At 36.3% G+C, this 14452-nt stretch carries 13 protein-coding genes and 1 riboswitch; of the genes, 2 read left to right on the top strand and 11 right to left on the bottom strand.

The features are described from left to right. Positions 1 to 117: 117 nt before the first annotated feature. The 6 genes from BJL90_RS15665 to thiC form a co-directional block, all read right to left on the bottom strand. A complete protein-coding gene (locus tag BJL90_RS15665) occupies positions 118 to 1620 on the bottom strand; it encodes a B12-binding domain-containing radical SAM protein (RefSeq protein ID WP_070970055.1) in 1503 nt (500 codons plus the stop codon). A 1-nt stretch (position 1621) separates the two neighbouring features. Next, positions 1622 to 2944, bottom strand: a complete 1323-nt coding sequence (gene bzaD, locus BJL90_RS15670; protein ID WP_070970058.1) for a B12 lower ligand biosynthesis radical SAM protein BzaD — start codon at positions 2942 to 2944, stop codon at positions 1622 to 1624. Between the two features lie 4 nt (positions 2945 to 2948). Then, positions 2949 to 4475 (bottom strand): DUF2284 domain-containing protein, encoded by a 1527-nt coding sequence (locus tag BJL90_RS15675; RefSeq protein WP_070970061.1) that lies wholly within the window; start codon positions 4473 to 4475, stop codon positions 2949 to 2951. Continuing rightward, entirely contained in the window at positions 4468 to 5538 is a 1071-nt protein-coding gene (cobT, locus tag BJL90_RS15680) for a nicotinate-nucleotide--dimethylbenzimidazole phosphoribosyltransferase (protein WP_070970064.1), read from the bottom strand. The genes BJL90_RS15675 and cobT overlap by 8 nt, the downstream gene beginning before the upstream one ends. 29 nt (positions 5539 to 5567) lie before the next feature. Next, the gene (gene bzaB, locus BJL90_RS15685) at positions 5568 to 6854 is read right to left on the bottom strand and encodes a B12 lower ligand biosynthesis ThiC-like protein BzaB (protein ID WP_070970067.1); all 1287 of its coding nucleotides are present in this window, start codon (positions 6852 to 6854) and stop codon (positions 5568 to 5570) included. Positions 6855 to 6977: 123 nt separating this feature from the next. Beyond that, entirely contained in the window at positions 6978 to 8276 is a 1299-nt protein-coding gene (gene thiC / locus BJL90_RS15690) for a phosphomethylpyrimidine synthase ThiC (RefSeq protein ID WP_070970070.1), read from the bottom strand. A 79-nt stretch (positions 8277 to 8355) separates the two neighbouring features. Continuing rightward, a riboswitch (cobalamin riboswitch) is annotated at positions 8356 to 8547 on the bottom strand. 153 nt (positions 8548 to 8700) lie between these two features. Here thiC and BJL90_RS15695 point away from each other — a divergent pair. Next, positions 8701 to 9819 (top strand): tyrosine-type recombinase/integrase, encoded by a 1119-nt coding sequence (locus BJL90_RS15695; RefSeq protein ID WP_070970073.1) that lies wholly within the window; start codon positions 8701 to 8703, stop codon positions 9817 to 9819. An 86-nt stretch (positions 9820 to 9905) separates the two neighbouring features. After that, entirely contained in the window at positions 9906 to 10532 is a 627-nt protein-coding gene (gene lexA, locus BJL90_RS15700; protein WP_070970076.1) for a transcriptional repressor LexA, read from the top strand. Positions 10533 to 10739: 207 nt separating this feature from the next. On the opposite strand, the gene BJL90_RS15705 is transcribed toward lexA, so the two are convergent. Genes BJL90_RS15705 through BJL90_RS15725 form a run of 5 tightly spaced genes read right to left on the bottom strand, consistent with a single transcriptional unit; the run spans position 10740 to position 14350 of the window. Next, positions 10740 to 12038: a methionine gamma-lyase family protein gene (locus BJL90_RS15705; protein WP_070970078.1), complete on the bottom strand. Its 1299-nt coding sequence runs from the start codon at positions 12036 to 12038 to the stop codon at positions 10740 to 10742. Next, positions 12010 to 12240, bottom strand: a complete 231-nt coding sequence (locus BJL90_RS15710) for a hypothetical protein (RefSeq protein ID WP_070970083.1) — start codon at positions 12238 to 12240, stop codon at positions 12010 to 12012. Before BJL90_RS15710 ends, BJL90_RS15705 begins: the two co-directional genes overlap by 29 nt. A 10-nt stretch (positions 12241 to 12250) precedes the next feature. Next, the gene (locus BJL90_RS15715) at positions 12251 to 12814 is read right to left on the bottom strand and encodes a UbiA prenyltransferase family protein (RefSeq protein ID WP_070970086.1); all 564 of its coding nucleotides are present in this window, start codon (positions 12812 to 12814) and stop codon (positions 12251 to 12253) included. Continuing rightward, positions 12795 to 13400: a GTPase gene (locus tag BJL90_RS15720; RefSeq protein WP_070970089.1), complete on the bottom strand. Its 606-nt coding sequence runs from the start codon at positions 13398 to 13400 to the stop codon at positions 12795 to 12797. Before BJL90_RS15720 ends, BJL90_RS15715 begins: the two co-directional genes overlap by 20 nt. After that, positions 13397 to 14350, bottom strand: a complete 954-nt coding sequence (locus tag BJL90_RS15725) for an AAA family ATPase (protein WP_169824229.1) — start codon at positions 14348 to 14350, stop codon at positions 13397 to 13399. Before BJL90_RS15725 ends, BJL90_RS15720 begins: the two co-directional genes overlap by 4 nt. Between the last annotated feature and the right edge of the window lie 102 nt (positions 14351 to 14452).

The following is a 14452-nucleotide window of genomic DNA, read 5'->3' on the forward strand; positions in this document are numbered from 1 at the left end:
TGAAGCTTTTTTGCACTATCATAGATAAATAATGAAATGTTTTATAATTAATTATCTTTCGGCACAAACAAAAGAAGCTCTCTTTAAGAAAGCTTCTTGATTTATAATAGGAGAAAGTTAACTTAGTTTACTGTAAATGTATTCTTTAGAAGCTTGGATAGTGTTTAATTTATAGCTCTCGTCAATGACACTTCCCTTTTCTAATAGGGCTAATGTTTCTTCAAAGACGTTAATCAACATGCGATTGACTTGGTCATACTTTTCCTTCATCCCTGCTGCGCTGTAGATATCATTGCACCATAGGGTCTTATAGCAGCCAAAAATACAATTTGTAATTTCCCTCATAATGACAGCAAATCGTGCTACTTGAGGATTTTTGTAATCCGCACTTCCCTCATAGGTGGACAAAGAAGAGAGCTTTAGTCTCCCCTGCTGTTTTAACTCTTTGTAGGATTTTGTTCCCTGAAGAATAATTTGGTGATGATAAAGAACATTCACGGTAATATCAAGACTGTTGAGAATTTCATTTCTTTTTAAAAAATCATAATTAATTCTTAAATCCTCTATTGTAGAATCTGGTTCAAACATGATGAAGCCCACATTAGGTTTTATGCCGTTGTTTCTTAGGATTTTTAAAGCTTTTTCGTTTTCTTCTACAGTGGTCATTTTATTTAATCTTTTCAAACTTTCTTCTTTACCACTTTCAAGTCCAATAAGAATATGTTTTAACCCTGCCTCTACCAAAGCTTTGATAGTGGTATCATGAATATCATTTACTCTTGCTTCTATACCAAATTGTATATTTCTAGGTTTTAATAAAGAAGCTAATTTTAAGGCCCTTTCTTGTCCCTGTTTTCCTGGACCAAAAAAATTAGGGTCTGTGAAATAAAAGGATCGCATACCGGTTTTGGCGATAACTTCATCTATTTCCGCCACAATGTTTTCAGGACTTCTTCCCCGCCACTTAGAACAACCACTGCCAACAAAAGCATTAATATAACAAAAAGTACAGTTGCCATAGCAACCTCTGCTACCCATAATATTTACTTCACCTATAGACAAGGAGGCAGCGGTTCTTTCAGGAAAGGGGATGCTGTCTAAGTCTTCAAAGGCTTCAGTGTGCTGGATATGTAGTTTGTTTGTCGCTTCCCTATAGGCGATGCCCTTTAATTGATGATGTGTATTGTGTTTTTCTAACTTTTCAACAAGTCGCAAAAAAGTCATCTCTGGTTCCCCAAGAATAATGGTGTCTAAGATGCTACACTCTCTAAAAATCTCTTCATAAGCAAAAGTAGGGTAATAACCATAGGCTGTAATATAGGATACCAAGCCCTCTTCTTTCACTTGAGTTAACAACTGGTAAAGTTCTACATCCGCCTTCCATTGATATACCATATGTATTCCTAATACCTTTGGTTTGAATTCTTTTATCATCTGATAGATTTCTTCATAGGAGCGTCTCTCTAGATAACCTTCAATGATATCCACATGATGATTTTGTTCTTTTAAGACTCCTGCGATGTATCCTGTAAATAAGCAGGAGGAAAGAGGTGCATTGGCGATATCATTGATATTCTCCTCTCCAATGTTTCTAGGATGTTCTAATAATAGGACTCTCATTCTATTTCAACTCCTGCCACATAAAAATATTTTTACACAGGTGAAAGGTTTCTAGTTGATGTCGAATACTACTAAAAGGTTCAGGATTGTAATAAACGGGGTATAGCAAGTCTGTTGAAGGAGAAAGAATGCCTTGATTTTTAGCTATTTCATAAATAGGGGTATCGGGATAAAGCCTGACATTATTTAAAACAATCGTACCTAAGCTTTTTGTTTTATCATGAATAGCATAGATTTCATCAATGAGGTCCATCCCCTTTTTTATGGTGGTTTCATTCTCTCCTGGGACGTTCACCATAAAATGATATACGCTGAGAACCCCAGTGTTAGCAGAAAGTTTTGCCGCCCTTATAATATCCTCTATCTTTAAACCCTTCCCTAAAACATCTAAGGCTTCTTGAGAAAGACCATCGGGAGAAAAGGAGAAACATTCACATCCAGAATCTCTAAAAAGTGTCATATTCTTTTCATCTAAATAATCTTCTCGAAAAAATCCACTCCATTTCACTTGCACATTTCGTTCTATTAGTAGTTCACAGATACTTTCCATATGACCCTTGGGTATATTTACCACTGGATCTGTAAAATGTATTCTTTCAATACCAAATTCTTTATTTAATAATTCGATTTCATCTACTACCTTTTTAGGGCTTCTGCAACGAAGTTTTCGTCCCTGTAGATTGGGATACACGCAATAGCTACAATGAAAGGGACATCCTCTTTTTGTTTCTACCCCCATAGCCTGCACATAACTGTTTCTATGGCGATAAAGGTCAGGACTGAGCAAATTTCTATCTGGCTGAATATAATCACAATCCATATCCAACTCCCTAGAGGGATCTAATACCACGACATTGTCTGCTTCCCTGAAGCATAATCCTTTAAGGTGAGAAGGATTTTCTAAGTTTGCCAATAGTTTAGGTAAAGTGTTTTCTCCTTCACCAATGATACCGTAGTGGATCTCTGGTAATTCCTCCATAATTCTTTTAGGAAAAAGAGAAAATCCAGTCCCTCCTGCAATGATTTTTCCTTCAGGTACAAGAGCAGCGATCATTTTTATGGTGGCTACAAAGGGAGGAATGAGGGAGCTCATCTTATTTCCCAGCGGATCGATATTCCTTAGGGAAACACAAACTACTTCTGGTTGATAACTTTGTAGCTTTTGTTTTAACTGGCTGAAGGGATCTTCTTGAATATTCATATCAAAAATATCAATTGTATACGCATTTTTAAGCAAGGTAGCTAAAGTGACAATACCTATAGGATAGACCATTTCTGAGGTGCTGGTTTCTGTAGACATCGCTTGTATAAATAATACTTTCATGTAATCACTCCAATAATAATAAACCAAAGTATTTGACATAGTCATTTTTGTTTTTTACTGTCTCAAGATTTCCTGTTAAGTTTTTCACTGTTTGAAAAACATCTATACCACAACCCTCCATGGAAGGCCTTGCCTGTGGACAAGAACTTTTAGGCTCACACTGGCTGCATAAAGAACAAGGTCCTGCCCAAAGGCTAAAGGCTTTATAAAAACCCTGCTGATAGGCTTCTTTTTCAGCTTTTAGTATTTTTTTTTGGAAACCTTTGGTAGGGGGTTCTCCCTCCAGCAGCAGAGCATATTTAAATTCTTTTAAAAGTTTTTTTGTTTTTTCTATAGGAAGGCTGTTGGGAGGACACTTTCCTAACCCATAGTGTTGACAACCAAATTGACATTTTACCGCTGCTACCTCAGTAAAAGCTACATCCTCCGTAGAGAGAAGCTGTAGGTTTCTAAAACCAAGTTTTTTTAGTTTTAGCATCAGATATTGTTTCTGATCTCTATGAACTTTCTTTAAAAGCTCCTGACTCTTTGAAGCAATGATAAGGGCTGTATCGCTCTCCAGGGGAAGGAGCCCTTCATCATAAAACCCGAGTTTTTTTAATAGTTTGCATACCCAATCCCCTTCAAATACCTTACCGTTGTAGGTATTGACCATCATATTTAAGTCAGATAATCGGGCCTTTAGGGAATAATGCTCCAAAAAAAAGTCATGTATGATAATGAAACCTTTTGGATCAATCCATTTTGCCGCTTGGTTTAAAATATGCTCTACTTCCTTCTCGGAGTAGGCATGAAGAATATTAGACAACAGGATAATATGAAATTTTTCTGTTTGTAATTGCCAATCCTCTAGTATGTTTCCTTGATGATAGGAGATATTAGGCTGGGTATCTGCTAAATTTTCTTTGGTTATAGCAATGACAGAACTTAAATCAAAAAGAGTTGCCTTTAAGGTGCTAAAATCCTCTAGAAAGGCTAAAGAGAAGGCACCAGATCCGGCGCCTACATCTAAGAGCGTACCTCCCAAATGAACACCTTCAAAGAATTTAGTAATTTCCTTCGCTTTAGACTTTGCGATACAATCCATTGCTTTGATATATTTCTTTGTCCTCTGCTTGAGGATCTCTTCATCCTCATTAGGGATATAGTGCAGGCGTTTTCCGCAGATTAAAGTTTCCTTCAAGTCCTGCCAGTTAGCATATAAGGCTTTTCTCCATAAGATTGAATCCCCCTGATACAATGCCTTATCCTTTATTAAATAGGCTGAAGCTAACTGGCTGTTATAATAATATGCTTCATATCTTACCAGCAATCCTAATACTACTAAGGTATCGAGAAATCGTTCCATGGCATTTTCATTGCTGGTATAATGCTGACTGATCTCTGTTAAAGTTTTTTGTTCTGTTCCTATGTAGTTAAATAGTTCTAATTCTATAGCAGTAAAAATCACTTGGGAGTGCCAGTAGCCACAGGCCAAATCCTCTAAATACTGGACACCAGATTTCTGAGGATCATAGAAGGAATTAAGCATCTTTACTAACTCCCGCATCTTCAAAGGTAAGTACCTTATTGATTACTTGGGCTGCAGCTTCAACAACATTCATCGCCATGGCGGCCCCAGTACCCTCCCCTAATCGGAATTTTAGGTCCAATATAGGATTTAAGCCTAGTTCCTGCCACATATGTTGATGACCTACTTCTACAGATTTATGAGAAGCGATCATGTAATCCACCACATTTGGATTTAAGCCTTTTGCAATTAAGGCTCCTGCAGTAGAGATAAAACCGTCAACAACTACGGGCACCTTATGATAAGCTGCTCCTAAAATCACTCCAGCAATTCCTGCTATTTCATAGCCTCCTACCTTGGATAAGACGTCTAAAGCATCTTTAGGATCGGGTTTGTTGATTTTTACTGCTTTTTCTATGGCACGAATCTTATTTTCTAAACCCTTATCGTCTACACCGGTGCCCCTACCGGTAACTTCAGCAACTGTTTTTCCTGTCATTACCGATACAATGGCACTGCTGGGAGTGGTATTGCCTATACCCATGTCTCCAGTGGCAATTAGTTCTGCTCCCTTTTCTTGAATCATCTTGCTAACCACTTCAATACCTGCTAAAAGTGCTTTTTCAGCTTGTTCTCTTGTCATTGCCGGTTCTTGTGTCATATTTTTTGTTCCGTAATCTATTTTATAGGGCAATACGCTTCCTTTTTCAATAAAGTCGGTTAAATCCACGGCTACCCCCATATCCACAACAACAACCTTTGCTCCCACCACTTCTGATAGGACATTGATGCTAGCACCACCCTTGACAAAGTTTGCCACCATCTGAGGGGTAACCTCCTGAGGAAAAGCACTGACACCTTCTTCTACAACCCCATGATCCCCTGCCATCACGATAACCATTTTATTTTTTACGGAAGGCTTTAAGGTTTCCTTAATTGCTGCCAGTTGTTCTGCCAATGCAAGTAATTCTCCTAAACTTCCTGGAGGGGTTGCTAGATTATTTAAGTATTCCTTCGCTTTTTGTCCCCATTCTTTATTGCTTGGTTGAATTCCTTGAAGAATTTCAGCTAACTTAGCACACATAATGATCATCCTTTCTTGATTCTTACTATTTATGCAATGCCAAAGTATTTTGCTGCCACCTGCATAGCACAATCATCATCGCCACAAGCACTACAGTGCTGGTCCTCATTTTTTTGACCCTTCATCGCTTGTTTTAATATTTCTGGATGAATGGCGGTTTGAAGCTGTTTTTCTAAGTTCATTTCTACTCTAGCCTTCGCCATTTGTAGCTCGTTGTTGATAACATGACCACGTTTTCTAGCAATATTTGCAGCCTGTGCTGCGATTCTTGTAGAGATAACCCCTGTTCTTACATCATCTTCATTAGGTAAACCTAAGTGTTCTGCAGGTGTTAAATAGCAAAGGAAGTCAGCACCGTGCATTCCTGCAAAGGCACCTCCAATAGCACCAGTGATATTATCATAGCCTGGGGCTATATCTGTTGCCAGGAAGCCTAATATGTAATAAGGAACGTTGTGACATAATCTTTTTTGTAATTGCATGGTGGTCTTTACATGGTTTAGAGGAACATGCCCTGGACCTTCAATCATTACTTGAACTCCTGCTGCAAGGGCTCTTTTAACTAAATCGCCTGCAACCATTAAGCCTTTAATTTGAGATTGGTCTAATGAATCTGCTGTAGATCCTGGTCTTATGGCATCCCCTATACTTAGAACCACATCATATGCCTTCATAATCTTCAGCAATCTATCAAATTCTTCATATAAAGGATTCTCCTTTTGATTTTGCAGCATCCAGCCTGTAAGGAAGGAACCTCCTCTACTTACTACATCAGTTACCCTACCTGTCTTTTGAAGCGTATTGATAATATCGAAGTTTAATGCACAGTGAACCGCCATAAAGTCCATGCCATCAGCTGCTTGTTTTTCAATGGTTTCAAAGAGATCATCAGAAGTCATGCCTACAATACTGCCCTTTTTATCTATTGCTTCTACCCCTGCTTGATATACTGGTACACTTCCTACAGCTACGTTGGCTAAGGATAAGGTTTGCTTTCTCATACCGTCGATATCTCCCCCAGTACTTAAATCCATAAAGGAGTGACAGCCTGCTTCCTCGGCAATTCTTAATTTCTTCATCTCCATATCCATTTGATCTCGATCACTGGAGGTACCGATGAGAGCGTTTACTTTAATATCTAAGCCTGCACCAATTCCACATAACTTAGAACGGTTTCTTACTCTATTTTTAGGGATAACGATTCTTCCTTCTGCCACACCTTTTCTGATAAACTCGACCTCTACCTGCTCTTGTAATGCAACGATTTCCATTTCTTCTGTAACTTTACCTGCTCTTGCCGCCTCTATTTGATTCATGTTTTTCCCTCCTAGATTTACTTGCTTTTTTAAAAATATTCAAGTCGTTATCTTTCTAATATCCTATAATACCATTATGCTAATCTATAGATACTTTTACATAAACTCTTATTCCTATCTTTTCTAAGCGGTAGCCTTTTCTTTATTTAAAAATTGTGAAACAATCTTCATTGCACAATATTTTCCACACATAGTGCACTCTGAGGAGAAATCATCACTTCTTTCCTTCCACATTCTTCTTGCGGTCTCAGGATCGATGGATAATTCCATTTGTTTTTCCCAATCTAAGTTTCTTCTAGCTTGTGACATTTCTAAGTCCCATTGAATAGCTTTTTCTATGCCCTTAGCGACATCTGCAGCATGGGCAGCAATCCTAGAAGCAATTACTCCATCGTAAACCTGTTTTTTATTAGGTAAGCCTACATGTTCTGCTGGGGTAACGTAGCATAAAAATTCTGCACCAGCAAAGGCACTAATGGCACCACCTATAGCTGCACTGATATGGTCAAAGCCTACTGCACTATCCGTTACTAATGGTCCAAAGACAAAATAAGGGGCACCTTTACATAAACTCTTTTGTAACTTTACTGTTGTTTCTATTTCATCGATAGGAACATGTCCTGGTCCCTTTACCATTACTTGTACGCCTGCATTCCTTGCCCTTGTTACTAACTCTCCTAGGATGACAAGCTCATGAACCTGTGCACCGTCTAAGGAATCTGCAAGACATCCAGGTCGCATGCCATCAGCAAAGCTTAAAACCACGTCATATTTTCTTGCTATTTCTAAAAGTCTATCAAAGTTTTCATATAAAGGATTTTCTGCTTCATTGTGAATCATCCATCCAATAAGATGAGCACCTCCAAAGCTTACTAAAGGATCAATTCTTCCTTCACGCTTTGCTCTTGCAACAATATCCATGGTGGTGCCACAGTGTAGCGCTAAAAAGTCTATTCCTTCAGCAGCATGTTTTTCAATTACTTCAAATAAATCATCTACTGTCATTTTTAGTGAAGAGCCTCTTTTTTGCTTAGCATCGGCTAAAGCTTGATATAAAGGTAAAGTACCAATAGGTTTTGTTGTAGCCGCTAAAGCTTCTTTTCTCATACCATCTATATCGCCACTTACACTTAAATCCATAAGGGCATCGGTACCTGCTTCAATTGCAGCCATGATTTTATCTATTTCTCCAGCGATACTATCATCTTTATCATGTATTCCTACGCTGGCACTGACTTTAGTAGATAAGCCAGTTCCTACTGCAACGGGTCTTACATCCTTGTGGTGCTTGCTTCCTAGTAATACGATTTCTCCCTTGGCAATTCCTTGGCGGATAAATTCCTCTGTAACGCCTTCTGCTATAGCCACCTGCTTCATTTCATCAGTGATGATACCGTTTCTTGCATTTTCTAATAAAGTCATATTATCTTCCTCCTTTATAAAATTGAAAACAAAAAAAGTCCACAGTCATATGACCGCGAACTTTACCATGATTCACATATAATACATTCCTTACCAGGCAGGTCTCCTGACTTCCGGATCATAGCCCTACTTGCGCCTTCCCATTTATTTATACATAAACAGTGACATATTGCAAGAGACTCCTCGGTTACAGTGGCGGGACCGTTCGGGAATTTAACCCGATTTCCTATTCTCCTCTTCATAAAGAGGCACCTGATAACTGATATTTTTTATTCGATTATGAAAATTATTATAAATCAGTTTTTTGAAATTGTCAATATATAGGTGATAAAAATTTTTTTATATTAAAATTTAAGATTTTTAATATTACTTGTCTTTATCCTCTTATCACTTTAAAATAGATATTAGCAAGGGGTGATTTACAGTGAAGAGCAAACTATCAATACATAATAAATCTGATAAACCAGATAATATTGTATTAAAAGAAAATCAAATAATAGAAAGATGTTTGGAAATTGAGGGACAATTACCTGATTTTATGAGAGATTTTTTCCTCTATTTAAAAAATGGCGTAGCTTTGTCTACCCGCCTAGCGTATTTAGAAGATATTTTATTCTTTTGCAAATACTTAGTAAAAGAATCTTCTCTATCGCAAGCGGATACTATTAAGACCATTTCAATAGAGGAATTTAATAAAATCAATGCGAAAGATATCAATCGATTTTTAGGAGATTATTGTTCACGATACACGATGGAAAATAGTGAGTATATCAAAGTTATGGAAAACCACAATAGAGCCTTAGCAAGAAAGAAATCTTCCTTATCTGTATTATTTAAGTTTTTATTTAGAGATGAAATTATTGAAAAAAATATTACCGATGGCTTTAACCCTATTCGCCTTCCTAAGCCTCAACCAGATGCAATTAAACGTCTTGAAATTGACGAAGTAGCAAAAATGCTGGAAATTGTAGAAACAGGAGAAGCTTTTACTGATAAGGAAAAGGTTTATTGGGAAAAAACGAAGTTAAGGGATAAAGCTATTATCGTTCTTTTTGTTACCTATGGATTACGGGTAAGCGAATTACAGCAGCTGAATATTTCCTCTTTCAATTTTAATAGAGGAGATTTTAAAATCTATAGAAAACGTGGTAAAGAAGTGCTGATGCCCCTAAACAAAACCTGTGAAAAGGTCATCAAGGAATATATTATTAAGGAACGTCCTACTGAAGCTGCTTTAGATGAAATCAATAAAGATGCTTTGTTTTTATCCTTGCAGAATAAAAGAATGACCATTAGGGCGATACGAAATTTAGTGAAAAAATATACTGCAATGGCTTTGGGCACAAGCCGTGATTATGGCTATAGCCCTCATAAATTGAGGGCAACTGCTGCTACTTCTTTGATTCAGCAGGGATTTTCCATCTATGATGTGCAAAACCTTTTAGATCATGATAATGTTACAACAACTCAGTTGTATGCTGCACATAAGAAGGATGTAAAACGAGAAATTGTAAAGAATTTTGAATGGATAGAAGAAGAATAGAAAATTCCGAACAAATGTTTTGTAATATTGTGATTATGTGCTATAATAAAAGGTAACTAGAGATGTAGAAAGGAGCCTTTGCTTGTATGTATGAAGACTTGAGTAGTAAACAATTAGAAATTTTAAAATACATGAAACAAGAAATAAGTTCTAAAGGTTATCCACCTTCTGTAAGAGAAATGTGTCAAGCTGTTGGTCTAAGATCTACTTCAACAGTGCATGGTCATTTAAACAAATTAGAAGAAAAAGGATATATCCGAAGAGATCCTACCAAACCTAGAGCGATAGAAATTTTAAGCGGTGACGATCATTATGATGTAAAGCTACATAAGGAAATTATTCATGTGCCTATTCTTGGTAAAGTTACAGCTGGGGAGCCTATTTTAGCGGTAGAAAATATAGAGGAAACTTTTCCTTTACCTATAGATTTTCTAAGCAATAGTAACGAAGATGTCTTTATTCTGTCGATTAAGGGTGAAAGTATGATTGAAACTGGGATATTAGATGGAGACTATGTGATTGTTCGCAAACAATCCCACGCTGCTAATGGGGATATTGTGGTGGCATTATTAGAGAATGAAGCTACCGTAAAAAGATTTTATCACGAGGGAGATCACGTAAGATTACAGCCGGAAAACAAGTATATGGAGCCTATTATTGTGAAGGATGTTGCTATTTTAGGGAAGGTTATAGGTGTTTTCCGAAAAATGTAAATGTATTATATTTTACAACTGGAAACCTTGTTTGATTTTCTAAATGTATGTTATACTGTAGATAAAGGTAATCGGATTCGCAAAATGCGATTACCACTATGATGATTTAAATGTTATTAATCACTCTGCATGGCGGTGCAGAGTGATTTTTTTTTTGAAAGTAATGTAGCCCTTAGTATATTAAAATTCAAGTATAGTGTCTCGTACCTACACTATACTATCATGTGCATGTGATAAATTTTTTATATTTTGAAGGGCCTTTAGTACCCCCAGTTTACTATGTTCGTAAGTCAGGCCTCCTTGGAAATAGACAATATAAGGAGGTCTTATGGGGGCATCGGCGCTGAGTTCAATAGAGGAGCCCTGCACAAAAGCACCAGCCGCCATAATAACAGGATGATCATACCCCGGCATATCCCAAGGAACTGGTGTTACAAAGGCATCCACAGGGGCTGCTTCCTGAATCCCTCTACAAAAAGCCAGAACTTTTTCCTTATCCTCTAGCTTTACTGCTTGTATAATATCACTTCTTTGATCCTTGTGCTTAGGCTGCACCTCATAACCTTCTTCTTCAAATAGTTTCGAGCAAAAAATAGCGCCTTTTATTGCGCCGCTTACAGTATGAGGCGCTAAAAAAAGTCCTTGAAACATAGTTCTAGACATGCCAAAGGTGAGGCCACATTCCTTACCTATACCTGGAGAAGTCAACTTATAAGAAATTAACTCTATAAGTGCTTTTTTTCCTACAATATAGCCTCCAGATAAAGCTAGTCCCCCACCAGGATTTTTAATCAGAGAACCTGCTAAAATATCTGCCCCTACTTCTGTTGGTTCTTTGGTTTCAAGAAATTCTCCATAGCAGTTATCTACCATACATAGGATATGCGGATACTTGCTTTTTACCAAGCGAATAATTTTTTCTATGGTTTCAATATTTAAAGCTTTTCTAAAGCCGTAGCCTGTAGATCTTTGAATATATACTAACCTTGTCTTTTCGGTAACTTCTTTTTCAATAGATGCAAAGTCTACTTCTCCATTTTCCAAAAAATCTATTTGTTTATAGTTGATATTGGTATTTTTAAAGCTCCCCCTATAATCACCGCTAATACCAATTAATTTATCTAAGGTATCATAAGGTTTACCAGTAACGGCAACCATTTCATCTCCAGATTGAAGTAAACCAGTTAAACATAGGGTTAAAGCGTGGGTGCCATTAGCAATGGTTGGCCTGACGATGGCATCTTCTGTTTTAAAAACCTTCGCATATACCTCTTCTAATTTATCTCGTCCTAAATCATTGTAGCCATAACCTGTTGTCCAGTTAAAATGCTGGTCACTTAACTTACACTCCTGCATTGCAGACAGTATCTTATATTGGTTAAAGCTCTTGCTAGTATCTACCTGTTTAAAAATTAAATCCAAGTCCTTTTCTATCTCTTCCATTTTATTAAGAAGATTTTTCTCAATACCAAAAAGATTATGTAATATTTCTTTGTCGTGGTACATCTATCTTTTCCTCCTCTTCCGTAGGAGCCCTATTATTAGCGCAAATAGGACACTTTTTATGATGATAGTAATCTAGTTTTAATTCAATCACTGCGTGACTGCGTGCTTTTTTGCTTCCTTCCTTTATGCCTATCCTTCTTCCGATACTATAGCCAAGCAATAACAAGACTAAACAAGAAATCAGTATATAGCCATACAACATTATACACCTCCTATATTTTAGAATACAAGTAGTTTATAAAAAAACTAGAGGATAATACTATCATCGTGTTTGTCCAAGATAACATTAAACACAAAATCAGTAGAATACTACTTACAAGAATTATTTCTCCTTTTCCAAACTTATTTACAAAATTTTTATAACCATATTTAAAATCATAGGCCTTATCCATTAAATCATCTATAAGTTGGATGAGAAGAATGGATGTGAAGGCAAAGAAAAAAATTTCTAAAGGTATAAAAAAAATATTGATGATGGCAAGTAAGGCCATTTCTTGATAAGCTTTTAAATGTAAAGGTAATTTTTGACCAGGAAAGTGAAACATACCAATCATATAGGCACAGGTAAATAAAGAAAAAACAAGATAAGTTTCTAAAAGCATGGATAAAGATAGAAATAAAAGGCAGTAAGGTAGTTTATAAGCAGTAAGATCACGATAAATTTTGCTGTGAAAGCTTTTATTTCTTTTATCTTCATCTACATCATCATCTAATAGCTTGATAACAATACCTATTAGTAGTATGCCTATGTATTTTCTAAATATTTCTAGCAACAAATTGCTTCACCTCCCCAAACCCCATCCCCTTTAAAGCAGATATAGGAAGAATGTAAGTATTTCTAAATTTATTCTTAAGAAACGCAAGCCCCTTTTCTCCTTCACTTAAATCCATCTTGTTCGCTAAAATACAGTAGCAACCCTTGCTGTTACCATACTTGTTAATTTGATAGTCAATTTCACTCATGGTGCTTATTTGATTTGTAAAAATTGTAGAGGTGTCTATCATATGTAAAACGATATTAGATAAATATAAATATTTAAGGGTCTCTGCCATAGATTTTCTGACATTCTCATCTTTATGAATGCCATCCATTAATCCGCCTGTATCATGTAATAGAAAATCTGATCTACCTTTGTAGACTGGAATAGACAGTTTTATTTTGCAGACATCCTTTGTTTTAAAGGGAGAGGCACTTATTAAATAGTTTTTTGCTACATTTACTGAATAATGTTTTGCCACAGCATTTCCCTCAAAATCCATAAATTCTAAGGTGCATCTGTTTATACCTAAAAACTCAGCAAAATTTAAAAAGAAAGATGTTTTTCCAACATTAGGTTTACCTAGTAATATACAATTGCTCATATATTCTCACCATCCATAAAATCCTCTTTTTTTAAAATCATTAAATCCTCTCTAGTACAGAAAGATTGTTTTTTCAATCTCACTGCATGTCTTCGAATAGATTTTTCAATTAAGTTTCTTACAAGGCGTGCATTTCCAGCATAGCGTTCATCGCTTCTTCGTTTAGAGGCTAAGATATTATAAAGCTTTGCTTTGGCTGGCCTAGAGATAGTGTACTGTCTTTCATCCACCATGGACTCTGCGATTTCCACCAATTCTTCAATAGAATAATCCTTAAAGTCAATATGTATAGGAAACCTTGACTTAAGGCCAGGATTGATATTTAAAAAACCTTCCATCTCCTCTTGATACCCCGCTAAAATCAGTATAAATTCATCCTTATGATCTTCCATCGCTTTTACTAAAGCATCAATGGCTTCTTTGCCAAAATCCTTTTCTCCTCCCCTTGCTAAAGAATATGCTTCGTCTATAAAAAGAATACCTCCTAACCCTTGTTTTACTTGTTCTCTTACTTTTAAAGCGGTATGTCCAATATACTCTCCAACCAAATCAGCTCTTTCAATCTCAATCATATGTCCTTTTTCTAATAAACCCATTGCTTTAAATATTCTTCCAAGTATTCTGGCTACAGTGGTTTTTCCTGTCCCAGGATTTCCTTTAAAAACCATATGTAGTACAAGCGGAGAAGCGTTTAATCCCTGCAACCTTCTTTTTTGTTGTATTTCAACATAAGCTACAATTTCATTTACCATATTTTTAACATCATCTAAACCTATTAGCTGCTGTAATTCCTTCATAACCTCATCTAATGATTCTGTATTGCTGGTTTCAGCATTTTTAGATAATTCTTTGTGATTTTTTGTATCATTTATCAAATGATTTAAAAAATCATTGCTTCCCATATCGCCCTTTCTTACCAACTGATATAAATAATCCATTTCTTTTTTCATTTTATTTGTCATCCTATCACCTCAAAATAGATACTATATTATCATATTCTTAGGAAAGAAAAAATGTGACAAAAAAACTTCTCAAGGGATATCCCTTGAGAA

Origin of the sequence: Clostridium formicaceticum (assembly GCF_001854185.1) — a bacterium.
Taxonomy (GTDB): domain Bacteria; phylum Bacillota; class Clostridia; order Peptostreptococcales; family Natronincolaceae; genus Andreesenella; species Andreesenella formicacetica.

Coding starts and splice junctions, on each gene's coding strand:
- BJL90_RS15675 (WP_070970061.1), bottom strand. CDS start 4,475: ATGCTTAATTCCTTCTATGATCCTCAGAAATCTGGTGTCCAGTATTTA.
- BJL90_RS15725 (WP_169824229.1), bottom strand. CDS start 14,350: ATGAAAAAAGAAATGGATTATTTATATCAGTTGGTAAGAAAGGGCGAT.
- bzaB (WP_070970067.1), bottom strand. CDS start 6,854: ATGAATCAAATAGAGGCGGCAAGAGCAGGTAAAGTTACAGAAGAAATG.
- BJL90_RS15705 (WP_070970078.1), bottom strand. CDS start 12,038: ATGTACCACGACAAAGAAATATTACATAATCTTTTTGGTATTGAGAAA.
- BJL90_RS15665 (WP_070970055.1), bottom strand. CDS start 1,620: ATGAGAGTCCTATTATTAGAACATCCTAGAAACATTGGAGAGGAGAAT.
- thiC (WP_070970070.1), bottom strand. CDS start 8,276: ATGACTTTATTAGAAAATGCAAGAAACGGTATCATCACTGATGAAATG.
- BJL90_RS15720 (WP_070970089.1), bottom strand. CDS start 13,400: ATGAGCAATTGTATATTACTAGGTAAACCTAATGTTGGAAAAACATCT.
- lexA (WP_070970076.1), top strand. CDS start 9,906: ATGTATGAAGACTTGAGTAGTAAACAATTAGAAATTTTAAAATACATG.
- cobT (WP_070970064.1), bottom strand. CDS start 5,538: ATGTGTGCTAAGTTAGCTGAAATTCTTCAAGGAATTCAACCAAGCAAT.
- bzaD (WP_070970058.1), bottom strand. CDS start 2,944: ATGAAAGTATTATTTATACAAGCGATGTCTACAGAAACCAGCACCTCA.
- BJL90_RS15710 (WP_070970083.1), bottom strand. CDS start 12,240: ATGTTGTATGGCTATATACTGATTTCTTGTTTAGTCTTGTTATTGCTT.